The organism is Pseudoalteromonas sp. SA25 (genome assembly GCF_011378705.1).
Taxonomy (GTDB): domain Bacteria; phylum Pseudomonadota; class Gammaproteobacteria; order Enterobacterales; family Alteromonadaceae; genus Pseudoalteromonas; species Pseudoalteromonas arctica.
In genome coordinates this window covers 120,517-147,409 of sequence record NZ_WTKV01000001.1, presented here as the reverse complement: position 1 = coordinate 147,409, position 26,893 = coordinate 120,517, and the positions used below count along the sequence as shown (strand labels likewise).

General features: G+C 37.6%; 22 protein-coding genes. 21 read left to right on the top strand and 1 reads right to left on the bottom strand.

The window, feature by feature from the left end:
- Positions 1 to 3 precede the first annotated feature (3 nt).
- From GQR45_RS00760 to GQR45_RS00660, 21 genes are all read left to right on the top strand, one after another.
- Positions 4 to 1,158: a hypothetical protein gene (locus tag GQR45_RS00760; protein ID WP_165724814.1), complete on the top strand. Its 1,155-nt coding sequence runs from the start codon at positions 4 to 6 to the stop codon at positions 1,156 to 1,158.
- 2 nt (positions 1,159 to 1,160) lie between these two features.
- The gene (locus tag GQR45_RS00755) at positions 1,161 to 1,751 is read left to right on the top strand and encodes a GspMb/PilO family protein (RefSeq protein ID WP_165724812.1); all 591 of its coding nucleotides are present in this window, start codon (positions 1,161 to 1,163) and stop codon (positions 1,749 to 1,751) included.
- Positions 1,748 to 2,242, top strand: coding sequence for a hypothetical protein (locus GQR45_RS00750; protein ID WP_165724810.1), 495 nt, complete (start codon positions 1,748 to 1,750; stop codon positions 2,240 to 2,242). Before GQR45_RS00755 ends, GQR45_RS00750 begins: the two co-directional genes overlap by 4 nt.
- A gap of 30 nt (positions 2,243 to 2,272) precedes the next feature.
- The gene (locus tag GQR45_RS00745) at positions 2,273 to 4,354 is read left to right on the top strand and encodes a secretin N-terminal domain-containing protein (protein ID WP_206008472.1); all 2,082 of its coding nucleotides are present in this window, start codon (positions 2,273 to 2,275) and stop codon (positions 4,352 to 4,354) included.
- A gap of 475 nt (positions 4,355 to 4,829) precedes the next feature.
- Complete coding sequence (locus tag GQR45_RS00740) at positions 4,830 to 6,137, top strand: hypothetical protein (protein ID WP_165724808.1); 1,308 nt, start codon at positions 4,830 to 4,832, stop codon at positions 6,135 to 6,137.
- A gap of 147 nt (positions 6,138 to 6,284) precedes the next feature.
- On the top strand, positions 6,285 to 7,391 hold the full coding sequence (locus tag GQR45_RS00735; RefSeq protein WP_165724807.1) for a DegT/DnrJ/EryC1/StrS family aminotransferase: 1,107 nt from the start codon (positions 6,285 to 6,287) through the stop codon (positions 7,389 to 7,391).
- A gap of 49 nt (positions 7,392 to 7,440) precedes the next feature.
- On the top strand, positions 7,441 to 8,016 hold the full coding sequence (locus GQR45_RS00730) for an acyltransferase (protein WP_165724806.1): 576 nt from the start codon (positions 7,441 to 7,443) through the stop codon (positions 8,014 to 8,016).
- A 26-nt stretch (positions 8,017 to 8,042) separates the two neighbouring features.
- On the top strand, positions 8,043 to 9,089 hold the full coding sequence (locus tag GQR45_RS00725) for a TDP-N-acetylfucosamine:lipid II N-acetylfucosaminyltransferase (protein WP_165724804.1): 1,047 nt from the start codon (positions 8,043 to 8,045) through the stop codon (positions 9,087 to 9,089).
- A 33-nt stretch (positions 9,090 to 9,122) separates the two neighbouring features.
- Positions 9,123 to 10,538: an MOP flippase family protein gene (locus GQR45_RS00720; RefSeq protein WP_165724802.1), complete on the top strand. Its 1,416-nt coding sequence runs from the start codon at positions 9,123 to 9,125 to the stop codon at positions 10,536 to 10,538.
- A gap of 4 nt (positions 10,539 to 10,542) precedes the next feature.
- The gene (locus tag GQR45_RS00715; protein ID WP_165724801.1) at positions 10,543 to 12,294 is read left to right on the top strand and encodes an asparagine synthase-related protein; all 1,752 of its coding nucleotides are present in this window, start codon (positions 10,543 to 10,545) and stop codon (positions 12,292 to 12,294) included.
- Positions 12,295 to 12,410: 116 nt separating this feature from the next.
- On the top strand, positions 12,411 to 13,496 hold the full coding sequence (gene rfbB, locus GQR45_RS00710) for a dTDP-glucose 4,6-dehydratase (RefSeq protein WP_165724799.1): 1,086 nt from the start codon (positions 12,411 to 12,413) through the stop codon (positions 13,494 to 13,496).
- On the top strand, positions 13,493 to 14,365 hold the full coding sequence (rfbA, locus tag GQR45_RS00705) for a glucose-1-phosphate thymidylyltransferase RfbA (RefSeq protein WP_165724797.1): 873 nt from the start codon (positions 13,493 to 13,495) through the stop codon (positions 14,363 to 14,365). The genes rfbB and rfbA overlap by 4 nt, the downstream gene beginning before the upstream one ends.
- Positions 14,365 to 15,321, top strand: coding sequence for a Wzz/FepE/Etk N-terminal domain-containing protein (locus tag GQR45_RS00700; RefSeq protein ID WP_165724796.1), 957 nt, complete (start codon positions 14,365 to 14,367; stop codon positions 15,319 to 15,321). Before rfbA ends, GQR45_RS00700 begins: the two co-directional genes overlap by 1 nt.
- A gap of 24 nt (positions 15,322 to 15,345) precedes the next feature.
- The gene (locus GQR45_RS00695) at positions 15,346 to 16,635 is read left to right on the top strand and encodes an EpsG family protein (RefSeq protein WP_165724795.1); all 1,290 of its coding nucleotides are present in this window, start codon (positions 15,346 to 15,348) and stop codon (positions 16,633 to 16,635) included.
- Positions 16,636 to 16,660: 25 nt separating this feature from the next.
- On the top strand, positions 16,661 to 17,605 hold the full coding sequence (locus GQR45_RS00690; protein ID WP_165724794.1) for a glycosyltransferase: 945 nt from the start codon (positions 16,661 to 16,663) through the stop codon (positions 17,603 to 17,605).
- Between the two features lie 415 nt (positions 17,606 to 18,020).
- Positions 18,021 to 19,121, top strand: coding sequence for a hypothetical protein (locus GQR45_RS00685; RefSeq protein ID WP_165724792.1), 1,101 nt, complete (start codon positions 18,021 to 18,023; stop codon positions 19,119 to 19,121).
- Positions 19,118 to 20,197 carry a glycosyltransferase family 4 protein gene (locus GQR45_RS00680; protein WP_165724790.1) on the top strand — a complete coding sequence of 360 codons (1,080 nt, stop codon included), beginning with the start codon at positions 19,118 to 19,120 and terminating at the stop codon, positions 20,195 to 20,197. The genes GQR45_RS00685 and GQR45_RS00680 overlap by 4 nt, the downstream gene beginning before the upstream one ends.
- Entirely contained in the window at positions 20,187 to 20,909 is a 723-nt protein-coding gene (locus tag GQR45_RS00675; protein ID WP_165724788.1) for a WecB/TagA/CpsF family glycosyltransferase, read from the top strand. The genes GQR45_RS00680 and GQR45_RS00675 overlap by 11 nt, the downstream gene beginning before the upstream one ends.
- Before the next feature lie 52 nt (positions 20,910 to 20,961).
- Complete coding sequence (wecC, locus tag GQR45_RS00670) at positions 20,962 to 22,200, top strand: UDP-N-acetyl-D-mannosamine dehydrogenase (protein WP_165724786.1); 1,239 nt, start codon at positions 20,962 to 20,964, stop codon at positions 22,198 to 22,200.
- 60 nt (positions 22,201 to 22,260) lie between these two features.
- The gene (gene wecB, locus GQR45_RS00665; RefSeq protein ID WP_165724784.1) at positions 22,261 to 23,376 is read left to right on the top strand and encodes a UDP-N-acetylglucosamine 2-epimerase (non-hydrolyzing); all 1,116 of its coding nucleotides are present in this window, start codon (positions 22,261 to 22,263) and stop codon (positions 23,374 to 23,376) included.
- A gap of 15 nt (positions 23,377 to 23,391) precedes the next feature.
- Complete coding sequence (locus GQR45_RS00660; protein WP_165724782.1) at positions 23,392 to 24,558, top strand: nucleotide sugar dehydrogenase; 1,167 nt, start codon at positions 23,392 to 23,394, stop codon at positions 24,556 to 24,558.
- Between the two features lie 194 nt (positions 24,559 to 24,752).
- Here GQR45_RS00660 and GQR45_RS00655 read toward each other — a convergent pair whose 3' ends face one another.
- Positions 24,753 to 26,768, bottom strand: a complete 2,016-nt coding sequence (locus tag GQR45_RS00655; protein WP_101163650.1) for a methyl-accepting chemotaxis protein — start codon at positions 26,766 to 26,768, stop codon at positions 24,753 to 24,755.
- Between the last annotated feature and the right edge of the window lie 125 nt (positions 26,769 to 26,893).

Sequence of the window (26,893 nt, the reverse complement as noted above, 5' to 3'; positions counted from 1 at the left end):
TTAATGATAAAAAGTAAACTAACATTGTGGATAAAAAAATGGCTGTGCAAAAATGTAGTTTACTACAGCGATAAGCCCCACCGCTTTGTACTAAATAACCAACAGCAATTTACCTTAGAGCCGGCTAATAGCGATTTAAACGCAATTACAGCATTAATACAAATTGTGGGGCGTAAACACTACTCAGAGCAAAGTGAAAATTACCCTATAAGCAATAAAAAAGAGCTTGTAAATTTAATAAAAATTAACAGCCAAACAGCTTATAGCGAACCTAATACGCATAGTGCTTATATTATTAACACCCTTGAACAAGATCAAAGCAAAGTAACGCATTGGCGTTTTACAAACTTGCCTAAAGCGTGGTTAAACCTGCCCGAAACCGTATTAATTAGTCAAACACTTGCGGCCGAACAAGTAGTCAGTACTCATATTTTTAGTGCATTGTTTACTACGCAGCATCAACAAAGTGTGTTTTCGGCCTTATCAAGCCCGCTTATTAATAGCCCTGAGCGTTTTGCTGCCATGTTTGGCGTACCATGCAAGCACGTTATTAATATTAACGAGCCAGCGCATTATGCACACACCCTTATAAAAGGCTTAAAGGTTTTGCCTATAAAGCAATTAGCCTCATTTTTTACGCTTCCCGGTGGGCTGGTTAGTAAAGGGCAGTTTAAAAAAATAGCCGTTATTATTTCTGTGCTATTTATTGCTTATGGGGCGCTAACAAGTGGTTATTTAGTGTATAAAATGCAAAGTTTGCAAAGTCAGCTCGAACAAAATAAAAGCAATGTTAACCAAGCGCTTACAATTCTTGAACAGTTTCAAACATCAAGCGACAAGCTCAGCACTTTACAAACATTTACGAGTAATCAGCAAATAGCCAGCTCATTATTTTTTGTGTTGCAGCAATTGCTTACCACCGCAGAGCTTAGTAATATACGCTTTGAAGATAACCGCTATATATTACGTGGCAACGCCGATAAAGCCACCAACGCCCTACAAATAATAATAAACAACCCTCGTGTAAATAATGCCAAGTTTGACTACCCATCGCGTAAAGAGCGCCGTGGCGAGAGCTTTGTAATTAGCTTTACACTTAACACCCTACAAGATCAGGCAAAGCCAATGGTAAGCAACCCAATAAGCGAGGCTGAATAACCATGTTTGACATGAAACAGCCTAAACAACAAATAGCGCTGGGCGTACTTGCATTATTAATAGTGTTAAAATTTATTGTTGTACCACTATTTGATTGGCAAAACGAGCAGTTAGCTAACTTAGCTAATTTACAAAAGCGGGTAAGTAAATCGCAAAATGTAATTGCTAACCAAACCCAAATAACTCAAAGCCAGCAGCGTATTAGTGCACAGCTAAAAGCCATTAATAGTTTATTTATAAATTACAAACCCGAAGACGAGTTTAAACTGGCCATGCAACAACAAATAGAAAAAACCGTTGCTAATCAACAACTACAAATAAACACCAGCAATTGGCTGCCTAGTATTTTAGTGGCAAATAAGCAACTAATGCGCCACCAATTACGGTTAAGCATAAAAGGTAAAATGCTCGACTTTACAAAATTAATTACAGAGCTTGAAAGCGTAACACCCAAAGCTGAGCTAAAAACCTTTAATATAAATAGTAAAGGTCAAAATGCCGAACAGCTAGGAAGGGTAGATGGAATTATAGAGCTGGCGTTTTATATGCAACAGCCAAATGTAAATAACGTACAAATGCAGGAGGCGCAATGAGAAAATTAACTATTGGCGCTATTGTTGTATGTATATTGTTATTAATAAGCGACTTTACCGGGCGTTTTATACAAAGCTCACCACATGCGCAAAACAACTTTGATACAGGTAATAATAACACTCAGCCTTTACCGTTGTTATCGAGTAATGCGCACAAAGAGCTTACCGCGTTATTTAGCCGTTACGCGGAGCCCACTAAAAATACACAAACAGAGCAAGGCTTAACTGCTGCGCAACAGGCAGAGCAAAATGGCGAGCTACTAAGTGTATTTGCCGGTAATTTAGAGCTAAAACTAAAGGCTGTTATTTTTGCGCCTATGCCTTATGTACTTATAGAGCAAAAAAATGTTAAAACGCAGCAAACAACACTCGTCAAATATATAAACGAGGAAAGTATACAAGGGTATACGCTTAGCATACTGTCAAACACGCAAGTGGCACTTTACAAAGCGTCGCAACATATTACTTTAGTAATGTACCAGCGCGGTTAATAGCCCAATACACTATTGCACGGAAAAATTATGAAACACAGCAAAACACTTATTTTAGGATTACTTGCAAGTAGCGTATTAGCTGGTTGTAAAAGTACTAACAGCGCTATAGCACCTAAGCCATCGTATTTACAAAAAGATACCGTAGTAACGGTAAGTGCTAACGATGACGAAAACCCAAGTACCGAGGCTGTAAAAACTGCCGCACAACACGGTATTACTTACCTAGAACCATTAGCAAGCAACAAAACAAGCCAAAGTGAGCAAACCGATTTAGCCAATCAATTTAGTAACACTGAGTTAGTTAAGCTAACCGCTGATAGCTTGTTAGTAAAAGATTACCTGCATTACGTATTTGGTGAGCTGCTTAACGTAAATTATATTTTAGGTGAGCAACTAAATAACTCTAAAGACCAGGTTACCCTTAACCTGCAAGACGAGCTCAGCAAGCGTAAGTTATTTACTCTAAGCGAGCAAATGCTGCAAGAGCGCAATATACTTATTCGCTATCAAGATGGTGTTTATTATATTCACAAATCGGAAGATGGTTTATCGAGTAACTTAGTTTATGGTTATGGCGCGAGCCCTGAAGATGTACCAAATACTTCCAACGAAATTGTGCAACTTGCACCTTTTAAATCGGGTATGCAAACACCATTGGCTAACACTATAAGGGAGTTAACAAATGTAAGTGCTACTCCGCTGTTTGACCAACAAGCCATAATGTTTAAGGGTAAACGGGGCGACATAATTAAAGCACTTGAATTTATGCGACTGGTCGATCAGCCTGCATTTAGAAACCGCTCTATCGGTATGTATAAATCAACCTTTATACCGGTGGATGAGCTAAGCAAGCAATTACAAAATTTAATGAAACAAGAGGGTATATCGGTCAGTATTAACGCCTCAACCGAGCAAGCCGTCTCAATAGTGCCTATAGAACGTACGAATACACTCGTATTTTTTACTAACGATAAACGTTTTATAAAGCGTGTTGCATACTGGTCTAAGCAGTTAGATAAGCCGGCTGATGGTAACCAAGAGCAGTACTTTGTGTTTAATCCTGAATTTGCCAGAGCGTCAGACTTAGGAGAAAGCTTACAAGCGCTTTTAGGCGGAGGCACATCGCAAAGCTTAAGTAACAATACTTCCGCAGCAAGCCAAAACCAGCAAGTTAATAGCCGCACAAATAATTCAAACAGTATTCCTAAGCAAAGCGCATCGGTAAGCGTAGAGGGCATGAAAATGGTTGTAGATTCACGCTCTAATTCTCTTATTTTTTACACAACAGGGGATGCTTACCGTAACTTATTGCCGATGATTAAGCGCCTAGACATAATGCCAAAGCAAATAGTACTTGAGATGATGATTGCCGAAGTCACCCTAACCGATGAGTTTAAACAGGGGGTTGAGTTTGCTTTAACTAACCAAGGGGCAAATAAACAAGGGGGGTTTAACCTTGAAAACAACGACGCAGGCTTAAGCTATGTATTAAGTGGCACCAATGGCAGCTTAGAGTTTAATTTATTGCAAAAAAACACCTATGTTAATGTGTTATCGCGCCCAAGCTTAGCAGTGCGCGACGGCGTACAAGCCAGTATTACGGTAGGTAACCGCATACCTATAGTGGGCGATATAGTCACCGATCCGGTCAATGGCTCGCGCACCTCGGTAGAATACCTCGAAACCGGTATAGACTTACAAGTAACCCCAACAGTAAACGCCCAAGGGGTAGTGCTAATGGAAATAACGCAATCTATTAGCAACCAAGCAAGCAGCAGCGGCGCAGAAGGCAACCCTATTATTTTTGAGCGTTCACTACAAACTGAAGTTATAGCAGGTAATGGGCAAACCATAATGCTGGGCGGGCTCATCAGCGAAAATAGTACACTGAGCGATCGCAGCGTCCCTTTTTTTTCAACAATACCATTAATTGGGAGTTTGTTTGATGGCACTGACAACAATACTAATAAAACAGAATTGGTAGTATTAGTTACTCCACGTATTGTTAATTCAACGGCAGAGTGGGAAAGTGCATACAACCAGTTCAAAATGAGTTTAACAGAGCTTAATTTAGATGAGAATAAAGTTGATGATGTAACTAAAAAGTAATAATTAAGCGCTTTTTAAGTTGTTATTTTTGATGTAAAATTACTCTTTATGGTATTATTTACAAATTAAGCATCGTTAAATTTATTTTTTTATAGCAATTTATCTGTTGGTAGATAAACTTTTTACACTACGTTAGATATTTACTAAATTTATTTGCTAGTAAAATTATTAACTACAAATTAAATAATATTATTAATAATTTGAAAGAACATTATAAACTATGCTTTTCTGTTGCCGTCACTTTACCTCCTTGATTTTAAAGAGTTATTTGCTGTTGTAAATAGGTACGTAAATCGGTAGAATTAACCCGTTAGTTTAAGCTTAGTTAATTACTTGACAATAAACTAACAATGTTTAGACTACTCTTGGTCTGATTAGTAGTCACTTAGGTGACGGCCTATGGTGCATGGTCAGCCATAAATATAAAAGGGAACAATGAAAGTTCCTGTTTCATGAAACTTTTGGAGAATAAAAAATGTTTAAAAAAACTTTACTAGCGTTAGCGCTTACAAGTGTTGCTGGTTTTGCTAATGCAGCTGTTACTAGTGCTACACCTAACGTAGTATCTTTAGAAGGTGCTGTAGGCCAGGCAACTATTGCTGTACCAACATACACAGTTACACTTGCTGCTGAATACGCTGCTGGTGACACTTTCACAATTACATTAAGCGGTGCTGAGTTTGATACTACATCTGCTCCGTCAATCGCTGCAATGGGTTTTACTAGTGCACCTACAGTAGGTCTACTATCTAAAACTGCATCTACAGCTACTTTTCGTGTAACAGCCGTTCCTTCAGGTGAAACTTTCTCTGGTAACACTTTTGTTTTAACTGGTGCAGTGCTTAAAACTACTTCAGTAACAGATGCTGCTGGCGATATTAAACTTTCTTACGCTGCAAAAACATCTACTGGTTTAGATCTTGATAACGTTGGTACAGCAACTTCTACTGTTGTAACTACTAAGTCACAGTTAAGCTCTTCACCAACAACTAAACTTGACGCAGTAATTGACGTTGAAAACGAGCGTAAGCAATTCACTGTTGGTAACAATACAATCACTACTGATATTTTAGTAGTTACTCCAGTTGTTGCAACTGCTGGTACAAACGACGCAGTTTACACTGGTGCTACTCACGTAATCAAGGGTGATTTCTCTTGGATGGAAAGCGATGGCGACGCAGGTATTGATGCTGCTGAGCTAGCTGCTGCATTCAGTGCAACTGGTGGTACACTAGCAACTCCAACGATTAACACTGCTGGCGATGCAATCACAGTAGCTGCTACTGGTGCTGTTGCTCCAATGACTGCAACATTTACTGTTCTTGGTAAAGCAAACGCTAAAGCGCCGATCTTACCTACGCAAATGTTCACGATTGATACTACAATCAAGTATAACACTGCTGCAGGTACTGCTTCTACTAAGACTATCCCTTCAGCTTCTGCTGGTGCTTGGACTTTAAATGGCTTTGACGAAAACATCGTTTTCATGCCGTTTGACGCCCAGTACGCTCAGTCAATCAATGTTTCTAACACTGGTTCTGTAGCTGGTGCAATCACTGTAGATATTACAGCTGGTGGCAAAACTTACACTAAAACTTTAACAGCTACTGCTACACCTAAAGCAACTACTAACATTTCTGCTGAAGTTAAAGCTTTTGCAACTGAAAGTGGTGTTACTGGTAATGCACACGTGAAAGTTGTTGTTAACTCTCCAGCTGCTGACATCGACGTAAGTGGTGTTTACTACCACAGAGCTGATGCTGACCGTGTAAAAACTAAGTAATTAGTTTTACATAAACCAGTTGGTTTATAAAAAAAAGCGAGCTTAAGCTCGCTTTTTTATTGCTTGTAATTTAATAAATCAGGAATCTAGATTCAATATCCGTTGTTTGCTACACTGTTGCACTGTTTAGTTTTTTGAGCATTCAAAGTGAAATACCCCATTGTTAAGCCTTTTTTACCACCGTTAAATGATTACACTGCGCATATTACGTCGATATTTGAGCGTAACTGGCTTACCAATAATGGCCCGTGTTTACAAAAGCTAGAACAACAACTTGCTGAGTATTTTAATGTTGAGCACTTATTATTAGTGGCTAACGGTACCCTAGCATTACAAGTGGCCTTTGCTGCACTTAATATTGATGCTAATAAAAAAAGTAGCGTGTTAACCACTCCTTTTTCGTTTGCGGCTACAGCCAGCTCCCTTTGTTTTGCCGGTATTACACCTGAATTTGTTGATATTAATCCTAACACTTACAATATAGATATAACCAAGGTAACGCCTGCTCAGTTAAGCAACGCGAGCGCTATTTTGGGGGTACATGTGTTTGGAAATCCGTGCGATGTAGATACTATTGAGCAAATTGCGAAGCAACATGATTTAAAAGTTATTTATGATGCTGCTCATGCATTTGCTAGTAATCTTAATGGCGAAAGTGTACTGAGTTATGGCGACATAGCAACACTGAGTCTGCATGCGACTAAACTATTTCATAGTGTTGAAGGAGGCGCTATTATTTTTAAATATAAAGCCGATTATTTGAAAGCAAAACAACTTATTAATTTTGGTTTTGACGCACAACAAAACCCTGAATTTGTTGGCATAAACGCTAAAATGAGCGAAATGCATGCAGCCATGGGTTTAAGCCTATTTAAAAGTTTGCCACATATCACAGCCCAGCGCCGTGCATTGACTGTTCGCTATGCAGAGCGCTTAACTGCTATTGCTGGGTTGGAATTACAGCAATGGCATGACAGTGGTGAGAATAATGGGGCTTATATGCCTGTATTACTCAATAGTGAAACGGTACTCGTGCAGGTTCAAAAAGTATTAACGGAGTTCGGTATTCAAACGCGTCGTTATTTTTATCCGAGTTTGTCATTAGTTCCCGCCTATGGCATGCAAGGTAGTACCCCCATAGCAAATAATATTAGCGAGCGTATTTTATGCTTACCTATGTATACCGATTTAGCGCTAGATGGCGTTGATGAAATTTGCGAGTGCTTAATTATAGCGCTTAAACAGGCTAGTTAAAGCGAGCTAGTTAAAGAATACAGATTTTACTATTAAAAGGAGTTTTTAATTGGCTATATATACAAAGCAACAGCTGAAAAACTTAGGTTTTTTAAGTGTTGGTGAAAATGTTCGCATTTCTACCAAGGCATCGCTCTATGGTGTTAGCTCAATAAGTATTGGCGATAACGTGCGCATTGACGACTTTTGCGTATTAAGCGCCGGAGAAGGTGGAATTACTATTGGTAGCCATGTACACATTGCGGTATTTAGCTCGTTAATAGGCGCAGGAGAAATTACTATTGGTGACTTTTGTAATGTATCTTCAAGAGTGGCAATTTATTCTAGTAGCGATGATTACTCCGGCGGGTATTTAACTAACCCAACTATTAATAACGAGTTTACTAATGTAGAGCATGCACCTGTTACGCTTTGCAAACATGTTATTTTGGGCGCGGGTTGCGTAATTTTACCTAATGTAACACTTGCTGATGGCGTTGCGCTTGGTGCATTAACGTTGGTTAATAGCAGTCTACAGGGATGGGGTATTTACGCCGGGCAACCTGCTAAATATATAAAACCACGCAGTAAAGATTTACTAAATTTAGAGTCTGCATTTTTAGCGCATTATAATAGCGAACAATAATAAGCCAGCGATATGAGTAAAACTATATGAGCCAAGTTATTCATGTGTTTGCCGACACTCCGCACCACTACCTACCAATGAAGCAATTTTTTGAGCTGCAATGTAAGCCCAGTTGTACACAGCAATTTTGGGTTAAATCGAGTGCGGCAGTTGATGGCTGCGTAAGTTATGCAACGAATGTTGAGCTATTTGAATTATTAAACAGTTTAAATAGTGCAGAGCAAGTGGTATTTCATGGCTTGTTTGATATGCACATTTGGAAAAAACTGCTTTTTAATCCTATTATAAAACGCAGTAGCTGTGTTTTATGGGGGGGGGAGTTGTATCGCCACACAAAAGCAGGGCGCACACTTAAGCAGCGTATTGTGCATGTTCTGCATGCGCTAGTAATAAGGCGCTTTAATAAGGTGTTTGCACTAAACCCCGGCGATGCACAATTGGCGCAAACAGTGCTGTGGCGCAAAAGTGTAGCTGTACTACCTTACCCGCTGATAGGTATGAAAGTAGCTAGCACAACAGCGCCGAGTGAGCTTAGCCCATTAAAAATACTGGTAGGTAACTCAGCTGCGCCGAGCAATAACCATATTGACGCGCTTAATAAGTTAGCGCACTTAGCAAGCCGCAACATACAAATAGTAATGCCGCTTAATTATGGTGGTGAGCCAAATTACGTTAGTGATGTGATTAGCCACGCAAATGCGCTATTTGCTAATAAAGTACATGCTATTACAACAATGTTAAGTAAACAGCAATACGATGCCTTATTAAATGAAGTTGATGTCACTGTATTTGCGCAGCATAGGCAGCAAGGTTTATATGTTGCCTATGCGATGCTACTTATGGGTAAGCCGTTATATTTGTTAGGCAGTACCTCCAGCTATAGTAACTTGAGTTTATTAGGCTTTAAGGTTTTTAAAACAGAGGCGTTAGCCGAGGTTAACTTTGATCAGCTTTTGCAATTAACGAATACTCAATGCAACGAAAACGCACACTTAATGACCCAACACTTTACCGAGCAAGCACTTGCACCAAAATGGCGAGCTATGCTGCAAACTTTACCTAAAAAAGCATAATACAATGAGCTTATTATATATAGAGAATGCTTTATGAGCGCAGCACGCGATGCGATAAGTGGCGTGTCGTGGACGGCATCCTCAACCATTATTAAAGGCTTATTACAATTAGCACAATTAATCGTATTAGCACGCTACTTAACTCCTAGTGAGCTGGGGGTATTGGCTATTGTGCAGTTGGTGGTGAGTTTTGCCCAAATTTTTGGTGACGCGGGAATTTCTAATGCACTTATTTTCCATAAAAATTTAGTTAAAGATCAGCTTAATCAGCTTTACATAGTTAACGTGCTGCTGGGGTTGTTTATTTCGGCTGTGGTGTTTGTAATGGCGTTTCCGGTGGCGATTTTTTTTGACATGCAGGCGCTTACGTTATTGTTGTGGTGGTTATCGCCGGTATTTTTAATTCGTAGTTTTGGCCAGCAGCCTTTAGCTTTATTACAGCAAGCAATGCGCTTTAATAGCATTGCAAAAATAGAGATATTTGCCAGTGTAGTTGGTTTTGCCGTGCTTATTGCGTTTCTTTTATTTGATTTTCGTTTGCTTTCGGTTGTTGTATCGCAGTTAGTAAATGCAGTAATGCTTAGTAGTTGCTTGCTGATTGGTTTTACACATTTACGCCCTAAGCTCACGCGTTTACGCTTAAACAGTATTATAGAGCCTATTAAATATGGCTTATATCAAACGGGTGAAAGCTTTGTTAATTTTATAAGCGCTCAGCTAGATCAGCTTTTAATAGGCAAGTTATTAGGCGCAGAAGTATTAGGTGTTTACGCTTATGTAAAAGCACTTGTATTTAGGCCTGCATTACAGCTTATTAATCCGGTTGTAAATAAAGTCGCGTTTCCGCTCATGGTTAATCATCAACATACACACAGTTTAGCGTTGTTATATAGCATGATATTACGTTTACTTAGTTTAATTAATATTCCTTTATATAGCCTTGTAGCATTATTTCCGGGCTTAATTTTAAGTTTAACGTTTGGTGAGCAATGGCTTGGGCATGCTGAGTTATTACGTTGGTTAGCTTTGTATATGCTTATTATTTCTATGATGAATCCTATTGGCGTACTTTTAAGAGCCAGTGGCCAGGTAAAGCGTGGGTTTTGGTGGAATATTGCAATAACTATAGTCAGGCCGTTAATTATTGTGTTTAGCATTAAGTTGGGCATTGTTGAAATGGTCAAAATGCTGGTGTTATTGCAAGTTGTGTTATTTGTGCTGCATTGGGTGTATTTAATAAAACCGGTTAGTGGCTTGTCGTTTGAGCGGTTATGTTTGTCGCTTGCGCCAGCTGTGTTGGCATTTGCTATAGTGTCGTTGTTTGTTTTGATTTGTGTACAGCCTTTATTAATGTTACCGGCAGTATATTTGTTTGCGTTTATTTGTGTTGGGTATGCGCTTGCTATAGCTCCACAATTAATTAAAGTATTTAAGTTTATTAGAGGTTAGTAAAATGCCCGGCATAGTAGGTTTTATTAGTAAAAATATGTTACCCGATACTCACCCTTGTTTATTAGAGGTGGCAGGTAAAGTTTCAAGTAGCTGGTGTATAGAAGGGCAATATCAACAGCTAATAAAAACAACGGCAGGTATTGCACACCATCATTTTGACAATCAAAATTTAAACGTTGATATTTGGGGTGATGTGTACTCAATAAATGGTATTGATTGCCAGCAAGACGATTTGGCCGAGCTTGTAGCTAATCAGTATTTAATTGGGAACCTAAGTGAGTTATGCAGCCAATTAAATGGCTACTTTGCATTTGTTATTTTTGATAAGCAGGCACAAAGAATTACCCTTGTAACCGATCGCTTTGGTATAAAACCACTTTATATGTGGGACGACAATAATTTAGTTAAAGGGTTTGCAAGTGAACCTAAAGCGCTTGTTTTAAACCCTGACTATAAACAAAAAGTTGATCTCAGTGCCCTTAAAACATTTGTTGACGTAGGGCATATGCTCGGTACACAAACCTTGTTTAGTAATATTAAACGTTTAGCTCCGGCTTCAATAACATCTATTAATATGACTACTTTACAATACGACACCGCTCAATATTGGAGTTGGGCCAATATTAAAACAAGTAATATAATAACGTTTAATGAGGCAATAGATCACGCTTATACATTATTTGATAATGCAGTTTCGCGTTGTTTAAAAACAATTAAGCAACCAACACTTGCTATAACGTTAAGTGGCGGGCTTGATTCTCGCGTGTTACTTGCAGCTGCAAAAGAGCATTTTAAAGGCACAATAAAAACCTATACCTTTGGTGAAGCAGGCTGCGATGATGCTGTATTGGCAAAACAAGTAGCACAGCTTGCAGGTGTATCTAATCAACTTGTAAGTATTGATGAGCATAACTGGTTTGAAGGACGCGAGCAGGGTGTATGGCTAACCGATGGTTTAAAAAATATTTTACATATGCACGCGTTAAGTTCGGTAAATAATATTTCAGCTGATTCTAATTATTTACTTAACGGTTATTTAGGGGATGTTACTTTTGGTGGTAGTTATTTATTTACTGAGGACAAATCATTACTTTCACAACAGCAACGATTAGCCCTGCGTTACTTTGAGCATACTCCTAATGCCAATATAACTGATGATTATTTTAAATACGCTAATGACGACCCTATTCTAATTTATAACCGAGGTGTGCGCTTTATTGGTGCAGGTAGTGATTTACTAAGCCATGAACTACATAATCTAAAACCCTTTATAGATAAAGACTTAGTGGAATTATTGTATTCATTACCTGATGAATATCGCCGCAATGGCAAGCTTTATCATGCGATGTTACTGCGTTATTACCCTGATTACTTTAAAACGATTGCGTGGCAGCAAACAGGAAAGCCGATTTCGTTGCAATCAACAAGTGTTGAGCCTACAAGAAGCCCTGTAAAGCAACGCTTAAAAGATTTAATCAAAGGCTCTGCTTTTGAAGCACTAGCACGTAAATTATACCGAAACGTAACACCAAAAAGGCATTATGTTGCTTATGATACATGGTTAAGAGAGCCACAATTTAAACATTTTGTGAAAAAAACCTTATGTAAAGACAACAGTGAAGTTAAAAAATTATTAGGCAGTGAGTTTGTAGATGATACTGTAAATGGTTTTTTCGCCATGAGCGATACAGTCAAACCTGAAAAAATAGGTAGTTTATTAACTGTAGAGCTTTATTTAAAACGCTTACAGTGAAGTCTCAAATACGTGCGAATATGGTAAACGTAAGATTATTTTGCGATAATAACCGGCTGTGTTTACGCGTTATACTTAGTAAACAAAAAATAAATAAGTAAAGATAAAGGCTTTTAATGAAAACTATTGTTGTTACTGGTGGCGCAGGATTTATTGGTAGTGCTGTAATTCGTTTTTTAATAAACGAGACACCACATAAAGTAATTAATTTAGATAAGCTAACTTACGCAGGTAATTTACAGTCATTAAAAAGCATCGATAGCTCAGATCGATATACTTTTCTAAAAGGTGATATTTGCGACAGAGTGCATCTAAATAGTATTTTTAAAACCTATCAGCCTGACATAATAATGCATTTAGCTGCAGAGTCTCACGTTGATCGCTCAATTGATGGCCCCGGTGACTTTATTCAAACGAACATTGTGGGAACGTATACCTTGCTTGAAGCGGCACGTGAGTACTGGGGTACTTTAAGCGATACGAAAAAACAAGCATTTAGATTTCATCATATATCTACAGACGAAGTGTATGGCGACTTACCCCACCCAGATGAACAAGATGGTACACTTCCTTTATTTACCGAACAAACGGCTTACGCACCAAGTAGCCCTTACTCAGCAAGTAAAGCAAGTTCAGATCATTTAGTCAGAGCATGGCAACGTACATATGGCTTACCCGTTGTTATTACTAATTGTTCGAATAATTATGGGCCGTTTCATTTTCCTGAAAAACTCATCCCATTGGTTATTTTAAACGCGTTAGAAGGTAAAGCGTTACCTATTTATGGTGATGGCTCACAAATTAGAGATTGGCTATATGTAGAGGATCATGCAAGAGCTCTATTCACGGTAGCAACTGCTGGCGAAGTAGGGCATACATACAATATTGGCGGGCATAACGAAAAGTCAAACCTAGAAGTTGTTAGTACTATTTGTGCCGAGTTAGATAAGCTTATTGAAAAAAAACCAGGTAACTTTGCATCATTTAAAGAACTAATAACGTTTGTAAAAGACAGGCCAGGGCACGATAGACGTTATGCTATAGATGCATCAAAAATAGATAATCAACTTAACTGGCAACCTCAAGAAACGTTTGAGTCAGGTATTAGTAAAACAATAATGTGGTACTTAGAGAACCTTGATTGGTGTAAGCAAGTACAAGCCGGAACTTATCAGCGAGAACGTTTAGGAGAAAACACATGAAAGGGATAATTTTAGCTGGCGGCAGTGGTTCTAGACTACACCCAATTACCCTAGGAGTTTCAAAGCAAATTCTACCTGTTTATGATAAACCGATGATTTATTATCCACTGTCGGTATTAATGCTTACAGGCATTAAAGATATTTTAATTATTACAACACCTCAGGACCAAGCTCAATTTAAAACGTTATTGGGTGATGGGAGTAACTTTGGGATTGAGCTAACTTATGCAATTCAAGAAAAGCCTGAGGGATTAGCGCAAGCTTTTATAATTGGCGAAGAGTTTATTGGCCAAGATTCAGTGTGCTTGATTTTAGGTGATAATATTTTTTATGGTGCTAATTTTTCACCTAAATTAAAAGCGATGGCAAAAATTGAGCAAGGGGCATGTGTATTTGCTTATCAAGTGAACGATCCTGAGCGTTTTGGTGTAGTAGAAGTAGATGAAAATTTTAATGGTATTTCAATTGAAGAGAAACCATTAAATCCGAAGTCTAATTATGCTGTTACAGGACTGTATTTTTACGATAATTCAGTAATACAAAAAGCGAAGCAAGTTGAACCGTCTGAGCGTGGTGAGTTAGAGATTACAGCAATTAACCAAGCCTATTTAGAAGATAAAAATTTAAAAGTTGAAGTATTAGGGCGCGGCTTTGCCTGGCTAGATACCGGCACTCACGATAGCTTAATGGAGGCGTCGTTATTTGTTCAAACCGTTGAAAAACGACAAGGCTTTAAAATTGCTTGCTTACAAGAAATTGCTTATATGCAAGGTTGGTTAACAAAAGATGCACTTGTGGAGCAGGGACACGCACTTAATAAAACTGGTTACGGTCAGTACCTTTTAAAACTGGCAGCAGGAACACATTAATGTCTCAAAATTTAAATCAGTTTCCAACACAAAACTCAGACAATAGTAATGCACTTGACCTTGTTGAGTTATGGCTAATTTTATGGAAAAAAAAGTGGCTGATTATTGTGCTGTCTTTTTTATCTTGTGCAGGTATTTTGGCATATTCATTAACGCTTCCTAACATGTATAAATCGTCAGTGTTACTTTCCCCTCAGCAAGAGCAGCAAAGCGGTGGTTTGTCTTCTTTAGCTGGTCAGTTTGGAGGGTTAGCTAGCGTAGCGGGTATTAATTTAGGCGGCTCAAGTGACAAAACGGCTGTTTATTTAGAAATAATTAAATCAAAAGATTTTTTATATGAATTTATCGAAAAAAACAATGTAAAAGTAAACTTATTTACAGCAAAAAAGTGGGACAAATATACTGAGGCACTTGAGCTTGATGATACTATTTATAAAAATGGTAAGTGGTTAGTTGACGAAGAAACTCAAGAAACACTTGAGCCGACTTCGTACGAAGCGTATGAATACTTTGTAAAAAAACTAACAGTTAAAGAAGATAAGGTAACAGGATTGGTTGAGATTTCGTTTGAGCATATTGATCCACGTATTGCTAAAGCGTATGTCGAAAACATAGTTACGTTAATTAATAAATCGGTAAGAGAGCGCGAAATAGCGGAAAAAAAAGAAAGTATTAAATACCTAAACGAAGAATTAGCCAATACCAATATAGCTGAAATGCAAAACGTTTTTTACACTATTATTGAAGAGCAAACAAAGTCTATGCTGCTTGCTAAGGTGAGGAAGGAGTTTGCATTTAAGGTAATAGAAAGCCCGATAGTGGAAGAGCAGAAATCTTCACCAAATAGAGCTGTTATTTGTATTTTAGGTGCTGCTTTTTCGGTGTTTTTTATATGTATTATGGTTTTGTTAGTTCATTTTATTCGTGATAATAAAGCTACAAATGCACGCACTTAACTTATGCATTTGTGGCCAGCTACAGTGAATACTAGCAATAATATAAATACAGTTAATAACAATGATAGTAATGACGCTAAGTTGTATATATCTGGCTGCCTATTACTTTTAAGTTGGCTGCTTTTACCATTTGCTTTTTGGTTACTAGGGCTTTTTTTATATGCATTTGCAGTAAAGAAAACGCGCTTAGATAGTTTGCTCGTTGCTGCAGTATCTGTTTCACTGAGCATACTTATTACGTCTAGATACATCGGCTATTTGTGGAATGGCTCTGACGATATGCCATCGTATTTAATGGCGTACGACCGCTATGATGAACTCTCAAGTATGCTCAGTGTATCGTTGCTTTATGCTAAGCATGGCGATGCCTTATTTGGATTTTATAGCTGGGCTGTAGCCTGGTTTACCGATAACGATATTTTTACATATTATTTTTTATCCGTATTAATCACTTATGGATTAATCTGGAAATTTTGTAAGTTAGTTGATGGACCAAGCCCGCTATTATGTTTTTTACTGATTATTTTGTTTTATAAATTTTTTCAGTTTCAATGGCACTTGATACGCACATGCATGGCAGTTCCTATTTTACTTATGGGAATATGGTATGCGCAAAAAAATAAAAAACATGGCAGCCTTATTTTTATTTTAGGGGGGCTTGTTCATTTTTCAACGTTTATTTTATTACTTCCTCTACTTATTTTTAGTAAACATTTAACTCGCCGTTGGAGTGCGTCACAACTTATTGTCATATTTTTAGGGTTTATATTAGTGGCTCTAACGGGGGTTTTTGCTATTAAAATACTCGGATCAGTTGTTAATAATTATATGGTGAATAAAATTCTGACGCGATTAGTGTTTGAGCCTAACTTTTCAAAGCTCCCTTCGTTGTTATTTTTTATTGTTGTGAACCTTATTGCACTACCCGGTTATTTAAAAACCAATAATGTTGCTTATTTAAGGTTGTTTAACATGATGAGTTACTTAACTTTACTCAGCTCAGTGGCACTGTTTTTTATAGGTGAAGAGTTGCATCGTATTTTTCTACCTTTGTACTTACTTTACGCACCTATGCTACTTTTTGCTTTGCAATATATAAAACCTAAGTCGATCACTGGCGTGTTTTTATTTTTATTGATGGGCTTTCATATGGCTGCTTTTTCATATGTGGTGCTAATAAATGAAAGTAAATTTTTTTATAAAGGTGATAAACATATCCACCCGTTAGAGAGGCGTGGCTTTGATTACCTTGTGATGTTTAAGCATTATTGGAACACCGAAGTTATTTATTACGATGGATACCGTAATAAATAGTTGTCCACCTTTATTTAGGTTAAATATGAATAAATTAGTTACAGTTATAATACCTACCTTTAAGCGCGCTGAGGCTTTGTCGAAAGCGATTGAAAGCGTTAAGAATCAAACTTATTCATTTTTGGAAATTGTTGTTGTTGATGACAATGACCCCTCTGGTGAAGACAGACGCTTAACAGCTGATGTTATGGCTGGATACGCTAATGATGAGCGTATTCATTATATATGCCACGATAAAAATAAAGGTGCTTGTCAAGCTAGGAATACTGGTTTAGAGGCTGCCAAAGGTGAGTATGTTGCCTTTTTAGACGACGATGATTTATGGGTTGATATAAAATTAGAAACTCAAGTGGCAGCTTTAAATTCGAGCGATGCAGATATTTGTTATTCAGATATGTTTTTAGAATATCAAGGCTGGAAACGGTATTTTAAATGTGTGAGCGATGATGATTTTTATTTGTCTTTGCTAAAGCAAGGGTTTGGTATTTGTACTTCCGTTTTACTTGTATCAACAACAGCTATCCGATCAATTAATGGCTTTGATAGTACCTTACCCAGTATGCAAGACTATGATTTACTACTTCGACTAGCAAAAAAATACAAAGCTATACATATTGCGCAGCCTCTGATCACCTATCAGTTAGCGGATGATGGTATATCGTGTAACCCAGTTTCAAAAGCGAATGGGCATAGGGCGGTTATTGCTAAATATGAGGCTGAATATATAAGTTTAGGCTTAAGGAAAGGCCTTGCGCGTCAATATGAAAGCCTTGCTGATTTTGAGCTAAGAAGTGGTAATCGTACTATTGCGATAACACATTATTTTAAAGCCTTAAAAATGTCATCGCTATCGATGCGCGTATTTGCGAAACTGATACTTGGCAGTATTTTTGGTAAAAAGCCACTTGAGTACTATTTATTGAAACGTCAGCAGCGTTCTTCAGTCAGCATGACTACTTCGGATTATTAAGGGGCGTTTGATGCGTGGCATGTATATTAATTGCGATAAAGAACGACTACCGTCGTCACTTTATTTGACTAAGAACAACAGTCGTATTTTCGATTTTCCACAAGCGTGTAGAGTCACTGGTTGCATTGTATATGACGAGGAAAATTGGTCGCAATTACCGTATGAGCAAATAGAGCATAATATTTTTATTATGTCAGGTTGGTTTATATATAAAGAGAAGCTAAACCCATTAACTCTTTTGGCTAACGATATAGTGACACAAGGAATTGATGTTTTAAATAATGTTTTGACTGGTGTGTTTACGCTTTTTTGGCAAAATGAGCACGAAGAGTTTGTTTTTACTGATCCGCTTGGTTTATCTACGCACTTTATCGATAAGCTATCGACTCAGTTACGTGTTGCCCCTAGCGTTAAAGTGTTAAAAAATGATTCGCATCATCTCAACCATGACATGCAATGTATTTTAAATAAGAAAAACCACTTGTTTGGTAATTATACTCTTTTTGATGGCTTACAGAGGCTAACGCCTGGGAGCTGTGTTGGAGTGATGAGTGAGCGCTCTTATTTTGTATTTCATGAAGCTAAGTCTTTAGATTCATTAGCTGGCGCTGTTAAAAAGTTAATTTCACTTTGGCAAGAACACTCTAAAATACTACCTATCAGTAGTGGTCTTGATTCTAGGTATTTATTGGCAAATGGCACTTATAAATATGGTTTTACTTATGGACCAGATAACTCACCAGAGAGAGAAATAGCTGCCAGCTTTAGTGAGGATTTTAAAACGTATTTAGCTTTTGATTATAGTGAGCAACCATTACATGAACAAGAGCAGGCTATTTTAGATGAAATGGCCTTTGGCACTCTCAACCCTATTCCAAGGTTATTAACTAATTATAATTTTGTAGCGCAACACTTTGAACAAGCAAAAATATTTTTTGATGGTTATTTAGGTGATTTATTTCAGCGTGGCACTTATATAAATTTTAAAGGCAAAAGAGGTGAAGTTTTAAAGTTATTTCCATTTATTTATAGTGTGATTAATTTTAAGGCACAAACTTTAATGCGCCTAAGATACAAAGAACTATCCGACAATGAGTTTGCTATTTTGTGGCAAGACTTCACCAAACGCACACAATGCTTAGTGTTAACAGATTACCAAAAAGTCACCTTTTATGAATTTTTGTATGGGCGAGGCGGTCGGTACACTATCTTTGGAAGTAACGTTTTAGCAGCACAATTTTTTACGGTTGTTTCCCCTTTTGCAGCTAGAGGTATCTTTGATTCTTTTATACAGCAAGATTACTCAAAGGCAGTACGTTACAGTTCACTTAAAAAAATTTGGAATAAAACGGCTTTGAAATACAAAAAAATAAAAGTCGAATCGGGATACTCGCCACTTACTCATCCTATAATAATTCCGTTTATACAATTGGTTTACAGAGTAATGTTCCATTTTATTCCATCACGTGCAAATTATGGCGTAAAAAACAAGCGTATGGAAAACAAAAAAAAATGAAAAAAACGATTCGTGTTTTACTGCTTTCTAATATGGGGCCAAGTAAAAACAAACCTAATTCAGGTCGGTTTGTAATGAACCAGTACGAAGCCTTAAGAAAAAATAGTAATTTAAAGGTAGAGTTTTTTTATCTTAACCAAGAAAAAAAATCACCTTTAGTGCAAAAAATACGCTACCCACTTTTTTTTGTACGCTTTTTATTTAACTGTATATTTTCATCTAAAAAAAAGGATGTTATTCACGTACACTTTTATTTCCCAAATATTTTATTGGCAATAGTATATAAATTTTTAAGAAATTGGCGAGTTAAAATAGTAGTAACGTTTCATGGCAGCGATATTTATAGTTATGTCTCTCCCAATATTATTTACAGAGCTTGTACTCGTTTTATAGATAGTTATATTTTTGTAAGTGAAAAACTAAAAGAACGTTTTTTTAAGCCAGTAGCAGGGCATGTCTTAAGCGCTGGTGTAAACGACATTTATTATCAACAAAAACAAAAGAGCAACTTCAAAAATAAACAATTTGATGTAGTTTTTGTAGGTCATCTTGATAAAAATAAAGGAATTGAAAGGCTAGAGGAGATTTTAATTAAATTTCCTTGTAAAATACGGGTTGTAATTGTGGGAACCGGAAATAGCACTTTTATTAGTCGCGTAGAAAAAAGTAACAGTAATGTAAATATTACTTACTTCGAAAATTGCACCCCAGAGCAGCTAGTAACAATTTATTACACAAGTTATATGCTCATTAATTTATCATATAATGAATCTTTTGGCTTAGTCATGAGCGAAGCAATGGCGTGTGGGGTTATAGTGTTAGCGACACAAACAGATGGCGCATGCGCGCAAATAGTTAATGGAAATAATGGTGTGCTAGTGTTGAATCAAGATGACAGTGTTTGTTCAAGCGCTATTAATGCAATGCAAGATATATTAAGAATGCCTGAAGAACAGTACGTAAGCATAAGTAATAACGCGATAAAAAGTGTACAACAATATCGCCTATCATTAATTACCGAGCAAGTATTTAATATCTACGCCAAATTACGAGCGAATAACGTTAATGATAAATAAAGTAAATATAGGCGGTATAGAGGTAATTGCCTATCCGTCTATTGATGAGTTAATTAGCTCGTCTATTTTAACCACGAACAATGTTTTGCCGGGGGTGGGTGTTGCCATTAATCCCGAAAAAATAATGGCAGCTAATAACGACCCCAAAGTAATGAGTATTTTACAAAAAGCGACCCTTCGCTACCCCGACGGAATTGGCGTATCTTACGTAATGCAAAAGCGCTTAGGTACAAAAGTTGCCCGTATTCCCGGTTGCGAATTGTGGGAGCAATTAATGCTTCGTTCTGTTGAGCAGCAAATACCTGTTTTTTTACTAGGCGCGACGAAAAATACTGTAACGCAAACAAGTAATAAACTAAAAGCATTGGATGTTAATGTTATTGGTTGCAGAGATGGTTACTTTACTGACGAGCAACAAGCAACGGTAATAAACGAAATTGTAAATTCGGGAGCAAAAATTGTTAGCGTTGCACTTGGTTCGCCTCGACAAGAGTTATTTATTTTTGAATGTATAAAGCGGGCACCCCATACTTTTTTTATGGGAGTAGGAGGTACATATGATGTTTACACCAATAACGTTAAACGTGCACCTTACTTTTTCAGAGTATTAAATTTAGAATGGTTATTTAGATTGTTGTCGCAACCATCGCGTTTATTCCGCCAAGGCAATTTACTCAAATACATATATTACTACTTAACAAATAAAATATAGTAGCTAACAAGTGTTTGTACGCTTTTATAAAATTTAAATTTTTGAGGTTTTAATGTCATTTAAAAATGTATCAGTCATTGGTTTAGGCTATATAGGCCTACCAACAGCAGCGGTAATTGCTTCTCGTGGGATGAACGTAGTGGGAGTTGATGTAAACCAACATGCTGTTGATACAATTAATGCTGGTAACGTACACATAGTTGAGCCTGACTTAGATATGGTTGTGCGCAGCGCAGTAAAAGCTGGCAATTTACGTGCAACAACTCAGCCTGAAAAAGCTGACGTGTTCATGGTCGCTGTGCCAACCCCCTTTAAAGAAAACCATGAAGCCGATTTAACTTATATAGAAGCTGCAGCTATCGCAATAGCGCCGGTGCTCGAAAAAGGTAACCTTGTTATTTTAGAGTCAACCTCGCCTGTAGGTGCAACAGAGCAATTAGCTAAATGGTTAGAGCAAGCTCGCCCCGATTTAACTTTTCCGCAAACACATGGCGATGTGGCCGACATCAAAATAGCTCACTGCCCAGAGCGTGTATTGCCAGGTCACGTACTGCGTGAGCTTGTTGAAAACGACCGCGTTATTGGTGGTATGTCTCAAGCCTGCTCAGAAAAAGCAGTTGAACTATACAAAACATTTGTTGTTGGTGAATGCTTGCTTACCAATGCTCGGACGGCCGAAATGGCTAAATTAACCGAGAACTCATTTAGAGACGTAAACATTGCGTTTGCTAACGAGTTATCAATGATCTGTGATGAGCTTAAAATAGATGTATGGGAGCTTATTAAGCTTGCTAACCGCCACCCACGTGTAAATATTCTAAATCCAGGGCCAGGTGTTGGGGGGCATTGTATAGCTGTTGATCCTTGGTTCATTGTAAGTTCAGCGCCAACTACAGCAAAGTTAATTCGCCAAGCAAGAGAGGTGAATGACAGTAAACCATATTATATATTAAAACAAATAGTTGATGCCGCCGACCAGTTTAAAAAACCAGTTGTTGCTTGCTTAGGTATTGCTTTTAAAGCTGACATTGATGATTTGCGTGAAAGTCCTGCGCTTGAAATTACTAAAATGCTTGCACATAAAAACATAGCAAAAGTACTCGTAGTAGAACCAAATATAAACAAATTGCCTGAGTCTCTCGCAGCATTAGGTGTAGAGCTAGTAAGCCTTGATTACGCTTTAGAGCAAAGCAATACACTTGCCGTATTAGTCGACCATAAATTGTTTAAAGCAATTGCACCTGAGTTAGTCGCTAAAAAAATTATAGTGGATAGCCGCGGTATTTTTTAATTCAGTACAATACAAAAACCTGCCTATGCATTAGGCAGGTTTTTGTTTTTAGGAAGCTACATGAAAGTTTTAACTGTATTTGGTACTCGCCCTGAAGCCATTAAAATGGCGCCCTTAGTATTAGCTTTAGCACAAGAACCCGCTATAGAATCTAAAGTGTGTGTAACTGCACAGCATAGAGAAATGCTAGACCAAGTATTAGACCTCTTTAAAATTGAGCCTGACTACGATCTAAATATAATGAAAGCAGGCCAAGATTTATACGACATTACCAGTAAAATACTACTAGGGCTGCGTGATGTACTTGACGAATTTAAGCCTGACTGGGTGCTTGTACACGGTGATACAACTACTACATTTGCCGCGTCAATGGCTGCATTTTATAAGCAAATTAATATAGGCCATATTGAGGCAGGTTTGCGTACAGGTAACTTATATAGCCCATGGCCAGAAGAAGCAAATCGCACCTTAACAAGTGTATTAACTACAAAACACTTTGCGCCTACCCAAGCTTCAGCCGATAATTTGACTCGTGAGCATGTTGCTGACTCTGCTATCGTTATTACCGGCAATACCGTTATTGATGCATTATTAAAAGTTAAGCAAGAAGTACTCACCAAAGAGAGCATTCAGCAGCAAATGAATGCAAAGTTTTCTAATATACTGGATAAGCCATATGTCTTAGTAACAGGTCACCGCCGTGAAAGTTTTGGTGGTGGTTTTGAACGTATATGTGAATCTATTTCTCAACTTGCAACTAAGTATCCTGATTTCAATTTTGTTTATCCTGTGCATTTAAATCCAAATGTACAAGAACCTGTTAATAGGCTTTTAGCTGACAAAGGTAATGTTAAGTTAATCGACCCTCAAGATTACTTACCTTTTGTGTTTTTAATGGATAAATCATACTTAATCCTTACTGATTCGGGTGGTGTTCAGGAGGAAGCTCCTAGTTTAGGTAAGCCGGTATTGGTTATGCGTGAGACAACTGAACGGCCAGAAGCTGTTGCTGCCGGTACGGTAAAGTTAGTGTGTACTGATGTGGATAAAATAGTTGATGCAGTAAGTGAACTTATTGAAAAACCATCACTTTATAAGAAAATGAGTGTAGCGCATAATCCATATGGTGATGGTTTATCAAGCCAGCGTATTATTAATAGCCTACTGGGTAAATAGTCAAAGGGAATAAATATGAGGATAGCTGTCGTAGGTACAGGGTATGTTGGGCTTTCAAACGCCATGCTGTTATCACAACACAATGAGGTTGTTGCTTTAGACATAGATGAGCAAAAAATAGCGCTTTTAAATAATAAGCTGTCGCCTATTGTAGATGCTGAGATTAGCGCGTTTTTAACGCGCAGTGATTTAGACTTTACGGCAACTATAGATAAAGTAGCTGCTTATAAAAATGCCGAGTTTGTAATAATTGCTACACCAACTGATTACGATGTTGAAAATAACTACTTTAATACGAGTACTGTAGAAGCTGTAATTAAAGAGACTATAGCGCATAACCCAAATGCAGTTATGGTCATTAAATCGACTGTACCTGTTGGTTTTACACAAAGCATTAAAGAGCAGCTAGGCATAGATAATTTAATTTTTTCACCAGAGTTTTTACGTGAAGGTAAAGCACTTCACGATAACTTATATCCGTCGCGAATTGTCGTTGGTGAGCAAAGTGAGCGAGCAGCTATATTTGCTAACTTACTCAAGCAAGGTGCTATCAAAAAAGATATTGAAGTATTATTTACCGATTCAACTGAAGCGGAAGCTATTAAGTTGTTCTCTAATACTTACCTTGCAATGCGAGTCGCCTATTTCAACGAGTTAGATAGTTACGCAGAATCACATGCCTTAAACAGCAAGCAAGTTATACAAGGTGTTAGTTTAGATCCACGCATAGGCAATCATTACAATAATCCATCGTTTGGCTATGGAGGCTACTGTTTACCTAAAGATACTAAGCAATTACTCGCCAACTATGCAAATGTACCCAATAATATTATTGGTGCGATAGTTGATGCAAATACGACACGTAAAGATTTTATTGCAAATTCAATAATTAAGCGCAATCCAAAAGTGGTTGGTGTGTACCGTTTAGTGATGAAAACTGGATCTGATAACTTTAGGGCATCAGCGATTCAAGGCATTATGAAGCGTATTAAAGCGAAAGGTATTGAGGTTGTGGTTTACGAACCTGTACTTGAAGAAAGTGAGTTTTATCATTCACGCGTAATTAAAGATCTCAACGAGTTCAAAGAAGTATCTGACGTTGTTGTATCAAACCGTATGGTTGAAGAGCTGAGTGATATTGCTGATAAAGTGTATACACGTGATTTGTTTGGTAGTGATTAGTCGAATAAAAGAGAAAGCTGTTAGAGGTTTTTTTAATTAAGATTAAAAATGATTATGGGAAGTTTATGCTTTAGATAAGTTGCTTCTCAGTCACTAAAACCGTTTTACTTTGTACGCTAGTAATTGTTATTTCTAATATATAAATAAAACCCTATGACACACTGTATCATAGGGTTTTATTTATTCTAATAAACCTAAACTTTAAATTCGTCTACCGACAAGCGAAGCTCTTCAGCAAGTTTTGCTACTTCTGAGCTTGAAATATTAGTTTGGTTTGCACCTTCGGCTGTTTGCTCTGCGATGGCTACAATCGACTCAAGGCGTTCGCTAATTTCTTGCGCTACTTGTTGTTGCTCAAGTGCGGCAGTCGAAATTTCTTCACTTACGTCATGAGCTTGCGAAACCGCAAATGTAATCGAATCAAGAGCGCTACTTGCTAGGTCTGTTTGCTCAACACACGATACCGCACGTTGCTTACCTTTACTCATTGCCGTTACTGCGGCTTCAGCGCCTGTTTGTAGAGACTCAATCATTGATTGTATCTCTTGGGTCGACTCTTGAGTTTTACTTGCTAGAGAGCGTACTTCGTCTGCTACAACAGCAAAGCCACGGCCATATTCACCGGCACGCGCAGCTTCAATTGCGGCATTTAGTGCAAGTAGGTTGGTTTGATCCGCTATGCCGCGTATTACATCTAAAATGCTGCCAATTGATGCGCTATCTTGGTGTAGTTTATTAATTACTTGTGAGGCGTCGTCTACTTCACGTGCTAATTGCTCAATCGTGGCTTTATTGTTATTCGAAATACCTTTAACACGTTCAGCTTCTTTATCAGCATTTTTAATTTCGCTAAGTGCTTGTTGAGCGCTGTTGCTAACCGTTTGCGATGTACTGCTCATTTCGGTTGTTGCCGTTGCGGCTTGTTCAACTTGTGCTTGCTGGTTACGAATTGCTTGGCTTGATTCCGCTGTTATTGCAGATGTTTGTTCTGATGCTGCAGCTAACTGAGTAGAGCGCGAAATAATGCCTTTAATTAGGCTGCGTAAGTTATCAATTAAGGTGTTACAACTTTTAGATAGCTCGCCAAATTCGTCTTTAGCGCTGTCGTCTAAACGTTGTGTCATGTCGCCACTGGCAACAATATCTAAAATTCGGTTAACTTCAGCAAGTGGTTTAGTAATACGGCTAACAGTAATAATAGCAATCGCTACAGCTAAAAGAGTGGCTATAATCATACCAACCCAAGTCCATAAGTTTGCTGAGTCTACGTCGCTGCGCACGCCTTGCTGTAATTTAAACGCAACGTCACTTGCTTGATTAACTAACTCATCAATTTGGTTAAGTGCCATTTTGGTGGCTTGCTCTGACTGTGCAAGCTCTGACTCTGTTAGCGTAATAGAGTCAATTAATCGTTTTTTGTTTGCAGCTAAACCACTACTACCTTTTATATTGTTTTCTAAAGTATCAACATTTTCTTTTAAGCTTGAGTATAAATCGCTGTGAGTTTGCTCAATAGCCGGTTTAATTAAGGCAATGGTACGTGTAACTTCTTCTAGGTAATAGGTTTGCTCGTTTTTAACAATATCGAGTGTATTAAGCGTTTTAACAGTTAGCATATCAGTGCTGTTACTTACCACCGACATAAAGTTATTTTCTAAATTGTTTGCAGCTTGATAAGCACGAGGGTGGTTTTGCTCAAAGCCATCAATGTCAATAATATCGAGTACAACAGAATTGGCATCTTCTGCACTTAGCTCTATATTTTCTAATTGTGCTTTTAATGTTTTGTTTAATGCTAGCTGTTTGCTTTTATCTTCTAACAAGCTTTCAACTGTGCTTAAAAAGCTTAAGTAGGTTTTTTCTACATTTTGGCTACTTTGATTAAGCGTTGCATCATTTTTTACTACGTCTTGAAGTTCGCGATGAAGAGTGTTGAATAACTGCTTTTGCTCAAGAACTTGTTTTTTAATGGGGGCTAGTTCATTTGCAGAAGTAGTGTAAAAGCTCGCTTGAGCGGCTTTACTCATTAAAATAAACTCGGCTTGTAGTTCTGAGCTTTTATTTAGTGCCGGAAGTGATAGTTGGTTCACTTTTTGAGTAGAACGGTCAATATTTGCAATTTTTATTAAGGAGTTACCACCAATTATTAATAATAATAGTGTGATAAATATAAAACCACCCCAAATACGTTGGCTTACTGTCAGGTTCATAAGATTTCCACTCAAAAGTACTTCAATTAAGACTTATCGGCGTTTGTACCAATAAGTTAAGTAATTAAAATCAATTACTTTAACTAATTTTAACTATTAATTGATAAATCTAACAGATGTATTGT